The 6679-nt window shown below is 64.1% G+C and carries 5 protein-coding genes; all 5 read left to right on the top strand.

Annotated features, from left to right (window positions below; all coding sequences use genetic code 11):
* Positions 1–872 precede the first annotated feature (872 nt).
* Positions 873–2063, top strand: coding sequence for an ABC transporter substrate-binding protein (locus tag OC446_RS06065; RefSeq protein ID WP_262028149.1), 1191 nt, complete (start codon positions 873–875; stop codon positions 2061–2063).
* Between the two features lie 156 nt (positions 2064–2219).
* Positions 2220–3143 carry a branched-chain amino acid ABC transporter permease gene (locus OC446_RS06060; protein ID WP_181054183.1) on the top strand — a complete coding sequence of 308 codons (924 nt, stop codon included), beginning with the start codon at positions 2220–2222 and terminating at the stop codon, positions 3141–3143.
* A gap of 5 nt (positions 3144–3148) precedes the next feature.
* On the top strand, positions 3149–4933 hold the full coding sequence (locus OC446_RS06055; RefSeq protein WP_262028148.1) for a branched-chain amino acid ABC transporter ATP-binding protein/permease: 1785 nt from the start codon (positions 3149–3151) through the stop codon (positions 4931–4933).
* Positions 4934–4948: 15 nt separating this feature from the next.
* The gene (locus tag OC446_RS06050; RefSeq protein WP_262028147.1) at positions 4949–5671 is read left to right on the top strand and encodes an ABC transporter ATP-binding protein; all 723 of its coding nucleotides are present in this window, start codon (positions 4949–4951) and stop codon (positions 5669–5671) included.
* Between the two features lie 32 nt (positions 5672–5703).
* Positions 5704–6561, top strand: a complete 858-nt coding sequence (locus tag OC446_RS06045; RefSeq protein WP_262028146.1) for an IclR family transcriptional regulator — start codon at positions 5704–5706, stop codon at positions 6559–6561.
* Positions 6562–6679 lie beyond the last annotated feature (118 nt).

The raw sequence follows: 6679 nt of genomic DNA, 5'->3' as shown, positions 1-6679 counted from the left end.
TGCCAAGTCTCAACGCCTAAAAGAACCGTGCGCGAAGCAGCCGACCGGCTCTTCCATTAACCTACACAGCGAGCCGGACGGCCCGACGCGCCACCCTCGACCATCTGCCAGGCTCGCAGCGCAAGCTGCGGGCCCCAAGGTGCTGGCTCTTTGACATGAAGGATCGGCACTCCACCCGCACCCCTGTCATGGCCGGGCTTGTGCCGGGGATCAGTCCTGGCCCTCCCGATCCGACGAGCGCTGTGCCTTAGTTGATCGGGATCACCGGCACGAGGCCGGTGATGACGTTGTGGGCGTCAACCCCGGAATCGCATCAGCGAAACCCGGGACAGAACCACAACCGATGCACAACCAGATGCGACGCCGCTCGCCTGTCCGTAAAGCTCGGCGACTCTGGCTTTCCGCCTCTGCGGGAATGACCGCGTTGCGGTACCGGTGCCCATCCTGCCCCGCCTTCGGATCATCACACCCGCGAGGTCGATAGCGGTCCCCTGACGCGCTCCTTGGAGCAGCCTCGGCCACCCCCATCTTTGCTCCCGTGCCGAGGCGCAGAAGCCCGGCTTTGCCGCAGCGCGACTAAAGTCGGGTATTCGTCTATTGCAAACGCGTTCGCTGTGAGATACCAGTATGAGCAAGCTCTGACACAAGAGCGGCCATGAAAACGCAGAAGGAGAGAAGCGTCCTGATGCCGAGACCTGCGATGCTCGAGACGTCGCGTCCGGCTGCGCGGATAGAACTCCGCGCCGCTCCTCCCTTCCGTTCGACTTTCGATCCCGGGCAGGTTCTTGCCATGCCGAAAAGCCTTGAGCGGGCGACGCGCCATCGACGTCGCATCCGCCGCAGAAATCGAACTCATTGAGGGAAGGAACACCATGACGCCAACATCCGCAGCACTGAAAGCGGCTCTTCTCGGAACCGCGCTCACCATCTCGACCGCCGGCTATGCCCAGGACATCAAGATCGGCTTCAATGGCGATCTATCGGCTTCGCCGTCCGCCCAGAGCGGACAGGCCGGCGTGCTCGGCATCCAGGCGGCGATCGAAGACATCAACGCCGTGGGCGGCGTTCTCGGCCGCAAGCTGACGCTCGTAGTTCGCGATGATCTCTCGCAGCCGCCCAAGTCGATCCAGAACATGAGCGACCTGATCGACAACGAGAAGGTCGTCACGGTTCTCGGCCCCACCAATTCCGGCAATGCGCTGGCCTGGAAGCACATTCCCAATCAGAAGAAGAATCCGTCCATCGGCTGCATCGGTTCGGCGACGGACATCACGAAGGCTGCCGGCGGCGAGAACTACATGTACCGCGTGTCGATGGTCGACCGCGCGCAGGTGGCCGGTCTCATCGCCTATGCGAAGAACAACCCGTCCACCAAGAATGTCGGCTTCCTCGTCGAGACCACGGGCTATGGCCAGGGCGGCCTGAAGGACCTTCAAGAACTCGGCGACGCCAAGGGGCTGAAGCCGGTCGCGACCGAGAAGTTCGGCGTCAACGACACCGACATGACCTCGCAGCTCAACAAGATGAAGGCTGCGGGCGTCGATACCGTGCTCGTCTGGGCGCAGGGAACGCCCATCGGGCAGCTCGTGCGCAGCATGGAGAAGATCAACTACTTCCCCGTGACGCTGACCTCCTGGTCGTCGGACAATGCGAGCTTCTACGACACGGCCGGCAAGACCCTTGCCGAGAAGCCGATCTTCATGCGCACGATCACGGAAGACCGCACGCCGAAGCAGCAGCAGCTCTACGACCGTCTTGGTCCGAAGCTGACCTCCAAGAGCGCCTTCAGCTTCGCGGCGCATTGCTACGATGCGACGCTGATCGCAGCCGCGGCCATCAAGCAGGCGGGCAGCACCGAAGGGCCGAAGATGCGCGAGGCGCTCGAGAATCTTCAGGCGCCCGTCGACGGCATCATGAAGACCTACAACAAGCCGTTCTCCGCGACCGAGCACGAGGCGCTGACCGCTTCCGATTATCGCTGGACGCACTGGAAGGACGGCAAGCTCGTGTCCTACAGCGACGACGTGGTGAAGGCCCTGAAGCCTTCGGACTTCACGCAGTAAGGACCTGACCATGAGGGGCGGCCCCGCACGAACGGGGCCGCCTTCTCCTGACCGGACGAACTTCAGACGGCGAACCGGGTCCGCTTCGCCGGGCGATATTCCAGGCCTGCCGGCCGTGATCGGCGGGCCTGGCCCCTTGCACCGTTGGAACGCGCCATGCTGGACGTATATCTCCAGACTCTCCTGAGCGGCCTCGCCGTCGGCGGGGTCTATGCCCTGATCGCCCTCGGCTTCAGCATCACCTTCACGACCACGAAGACGCTCAACTTCGCTCAGGGCGAGTTCATCTCGTTCGGCGCCTTCATCGGTGTGACGATGCTCCTGCTCCTGTCCGGCCTCGCCGGAACGGCAACGGCCGTTCCCAGTGAGGCGGCTGCGGCCTGGCGCTATCCGGCGGCCGTCGTCGGCGCCGGCGTGGTGGCGGGCGTCATGGGCATCCTCATCTTCGTCCTCGCCGTGCGCCCCTTCGCCGGAAAGGGCGGCATGAACTGGGTAATGAGCACCATCGGGTTCGGCGTGATCCTGCAGAGCATCGGCCTCGCCATCTGGGGACCCGCTCCCGTCATGGTGCCGTCCCCGCTGGGCGACGACGTGCTGCGCATCGCCGGAGCGGGTGTGCGTCCGCAGGAGCTGCTCGTGCTTGCCTGCGCCATCCTGATCATGATCGCGCTCGACCTCGTCATGCGCCGCACGCGCATCGGCAAGGCCATGATGGCGGTCGCGCATTCGCCGCAGACGGCAAGCCTCATGGGCATCAACGTCAACCTGGTCATGATCGGCGCGTTCGCCCTGTCGAGCGGCCTTGCGGGCGTGGCCGGCGTGCTGATCGCGCCGATTGCCTCGGCGTCACTTTTCATGGGCATGGGATTTGCCCTCAAGGCCTTCTCGGGCGCCATCATCGGCGGATTGAACAACCCGCGCGGCTGCATCTATGGCGGCTTCATCCTGGGCGTCCTGGAATCCGGCGTCGGCCTCTGGCAGGCGCAATGGCGCGAGATTGTCGTCTTCGGCCTGATCATCCTGGTTCTGGCATTCCGCCCGGCGGGCCTCTTCGGCCGGGCTGCCGTCGACAAGGTTTAATGCGCATGCGCCACATCATCGGATCCATCGCTCTCGTTGCGGCTCTCGCGATCGGTGCCTCGTTCATCGAGAATGAGTTCTACCTGCGCACGCTCTTCATGATCTGCGTCTATTTCCTCTGCGCCGCGGGCATGAACGTGCTGCTCGGATTCGCGGGCCAGAAGTCCCTCGGCCAGGCGGGACTCTTCGCCGCAGGCGCCTATGCGGTCGCGCTCCTGACCACGCGCTACGAGGTCGGTCCCTGGCTGTCGCTGCTGCTCGCCTGCTTCGTTTCAGGTGTCTTCGGAATCCTGATCGCCGTGCCGTCCCTGCGGGTGAAGGGCCCGAGCCTCGCCATGGTGACGCTGGCCTTCGGCATCGTCATCGAGAAGGTTGTGACGGAAGGCTCCGAGGTCTTCGGCGGCGCCATGGGCATCTACGCCATCCAGCCGCTGAACATCGGCGGCACCCCGTTCACGATGGTGCATTGGGTCTGGTTTGGGCTGCTCCTGTGCCTCGTGGCTCATCTTCTGCTCCGCAATCTGCTGCGCGGGCGGTTCGGCCGCGCCTTCCTATCCCTTCAGGCCGACGAGGTCGCAGCCGGCGCGGTCGGCGTGGCGGTGTACCGTTACAAGGTGCTCGCCTTCGTGATCGCGGCCGTAACCTGCGGTCTCGCAGGTGCCTTGGTGGCGCAGCAGAACCAGTACATCAATTCCGACTTCATCAATTTCCACCTGTCGATCTTCATTCTCCTGCTCGTGCTGTTCGGCGGAAGCGGATCGCTCTACGGGCCGCTGCTCGGGTCCGTGACGCTCGTGATCATCGGTGCGCTCGTGGCGCGCTGGTCCTGGATCGAGCACTTCGTCAACGGCGCGCTGCTGCTCTTCGCTCTCTACGCGATGCCCAAGGGGCTGGCGGGTGTCTTCGGATCGCTGTTCCACAAGATCGGTCTGGTCCGTGCCGGGAATGCTCATGGAGCGGTCTCGCAAGGCATGGCTGCTCCCAAGCTGCCGACCAGGCCCCTGTCCCGGTCAGGCGCGGGAAGCCTTCTGACGGCCGACAAGCTCAACAAGGCCTTTGGTGGCGTCGTCCCGGCAAAGGATGTCTCCGTCACCCTGACCGAAGGCCATATCCATGCCCTGATCGGCCCGAACGGGGCAGGCAAGAGCACCTTCATCAACATGCTCACCGGGATCATCCGCCCGGATCAGGGCAAGGTGACGTTCCTCGGGAACGAGATCACTCAGCAATCCGTGCATGGGATCTGTGACCAAGGCATCGCCCGGACCTTCCAGAACCTCAGGCTCTTCAAGGATCTGTCCGTGCGCGAGAACGTGCTGCTTGGCCAGCATTCCCGGATGCGGAACGGCTTCGCCTCCTCGCTCCTGGGCCTGCCCAAGTCCTGGCGTGAAGAGGCCGAGGCCCTTCGCAAGGTCAACGCGATCCTGGCCTTCACGGGTCTGTCCCACTATGCCGAGACGCCGGCCGGAAGTCTCGCTTACGGCCTCCAGCGCCGGGTCGAGCTGGCGCGGGCGCTGGCCTCCGAGCCGTTCCTTCTCCTGCTCGACGAACCGGCTGCGGGCCTGAACCCGCAGGAGACGGCGGAGCTGGGGCAGTTGCTCGTGCGCATCCGCAACGAAGGGATCACGATCCTCCTGATTGAGCATCACATGGATCTCGTCATGTCCATTTCGGATCACGTGATCGTTCTCGATTACGGCCAGAAGATCGCCGAAGGCGCGCCGGCCAAGATCCAGGCCGATCCGCGGGTCATGGAGGCCTATCTCGGCACCTCCACAGAGGCCGCCTAGGGCAGGAGAGCGACAATGCTGAAAATTCAGAACGTTCATCTTGCCTACGGCCCGATCTCGGCCGTCCGCAAAGCCAGCATCGAGGTCGAGGCCGGTGAGGTCGTCGCCATCGTCGGTGGCAACGGCGCCGGAAAGAGCACCCTGCTGAAGGGGATCGCCGGATTGATGCCGGTCAGCTCCGGGCAGATCCTGTTCGAACAGGAAGACGTCACCAGGCTCCCGCCCCATCGCAGGGTTGCGCGCGGCATCGCCCTGTCTCCGGAGGGCAGGCAGGTCTTCCCGGACCAGAGCGTCTACGACAACCTGACCCTGGGGGCTTATTTCCGGCGGCTGTCCAACGACGCCCTGGAGGCAGAGGTCGAGGAGCAGTTCAAGCTGTTTCCCCGGTTGCGCGAGCGCCGAAACCAGATGGCCGTGACCCTGTCGGGCGGCGAGCAGCAGATGCTGGCCATCGCCCGCGCCCTCATGGGCAAGCCTCGGCTGCTCCTGCTCGACGAGCCCTCGCTCGGCCTCGCACCAAAGATCATCCAGGAAATCTTCGACATCATCGTATCCCTGCGCCGGTCCGGCATCACGATCCTTCTTGTGGAACAGATGGCCAATATGGCACTGGCCATCGCGGACAGGGCCTATGTTCTTGAGACCGGCAATGTGACATTATCCGGGACAGGGCAGCAGCTCCTTCACGATCCGAAGGTCCGCGCGGCCTATCTCGGGGTATCCCACGGCACGGCGTGACGCCGCTGTCTCTGGGAAGATTGGATTGAGCCATGAGTATCGACGGACGCGGCGTACAATCGGTCGAGGTCGGGGGCAGGATCCTCGCCGCGATGGTGAAGGCCGGAAAGCCCCTGATGCTGCGCGAGCTCGCCGCCTTGGCGGATGTCGCTCCGGCTCAGGCGCATGCCTATCTCGTCAGCTTCCGCAAGCTGGAGCTCGTCGAGCAGGATGTCGCGAGCGGGCGCTATCAGCTCGGCCCCTTCGCCCTGCAGCTCGGCATTGCGCGCCTGCGAAGCTTCGACCCGCTGCGCCTCGCCGCTCAGGCGGTCGTCGACTTCGCCGAAGAGATCGGCCTCATGGTGACGATTGCCGTGTGGGGAACCCACGGCGCCACCATCGTCCAGGTCCAGGAGGGCAGCGACCAGGTCCACGTGAACGTGCGCACGGGAACCGTGTTCTCGATCACCGGCACGGCGACGGGCAAGGTTTTTGCCGCATTCATGCCTCCGAAGATCATCGAGGCGCAATTGGCCGAAGAGCTCCGGAAGGGAGCTCGCATTCAAGGCGTCGGCGCTTCGACCTCGCGCAAGGAACTGGAAGCCGAGGTGGCGACGGCCAGGCGGCTCGGCTATGCGACCACGGAGAGCAAGCCCGTCACCGGCATCAACGGCATTGCGGCTCCGGTGTTCGATTACAGCGGACAGATGCAGCTCGCGATCACGCTGATCGGACCCACAGGCGTTCTCGACATCGGCCCCAAGAGCGCCGATGCAAAGGCCCTGTTGGCCTTCACCCGAAAGCTTTCGGCACAGCTTGGCTACGCACCGCAGGCGGACGGCGAGACGATCCGGACGAAAGAGGCAGAGATCGTCGTGGCGCCAATCACCAAGCGCCGTCGTCGCGCTTAACCCCATTCTCATTCGTCATATTCGGTAATTCATACTCTCCGGCTCGGAGCGTGCCCTTCTGCGCGGAAGCCTGACGCGCGGCGCAATCGAATATCTACGACTATTCGCCATTTGCGAA

The sequence above is a fragment of the Microvirga sp. Mcv34 genome (assembly GCF_024519725.1).
Taxonomy (GTDB): Bacteria; Pseudomonadota; Alphaproteobacteria; order Rhizobiales; family Beijerinckiaceae; genus Microvirga.
Note: the sequence above shows the minus strand (reverse complement) of the source record. Positions and strands in the feature narration are given on the sequence as shown.

Coding starts and splice junctions, on each gene's coding strand:
- OC446_RS06065 (WP_262028149.1), top strand. CDS start 873: ATGACGCCAACATCCGCAGCACTGAAAGCGGCTCTTCTCGGAACCGCG.
- OC446_RS06060 (WP_181054183.1), top strand. CDS start 2,220: ATGCTGGACGTATATCTCCAGACTCTCCTGAGCGGCCTCGCCGTCGGC.
- OC446_RS06055 (WP_262028148.1), top strand. CDS start 3,149: ATGCGCCACATCATCGGATCCATCGCTCTCGTTGCGGCTCTCGCGATC.
- OC446_RS06050 (WP_262028147.1), top strand. CDS start 4,949: ATGCTGAAAATTCAGAACGTTCATCTTGCCTACGGCCCGATCTCGGCC.
- OC446_RS06045 (WP_262028146.1), top strand. CDS start 5,704: ATGAGTATCGACGGACGCGGCGTACAATCGGTCGAGGTCGGGGGCAGG.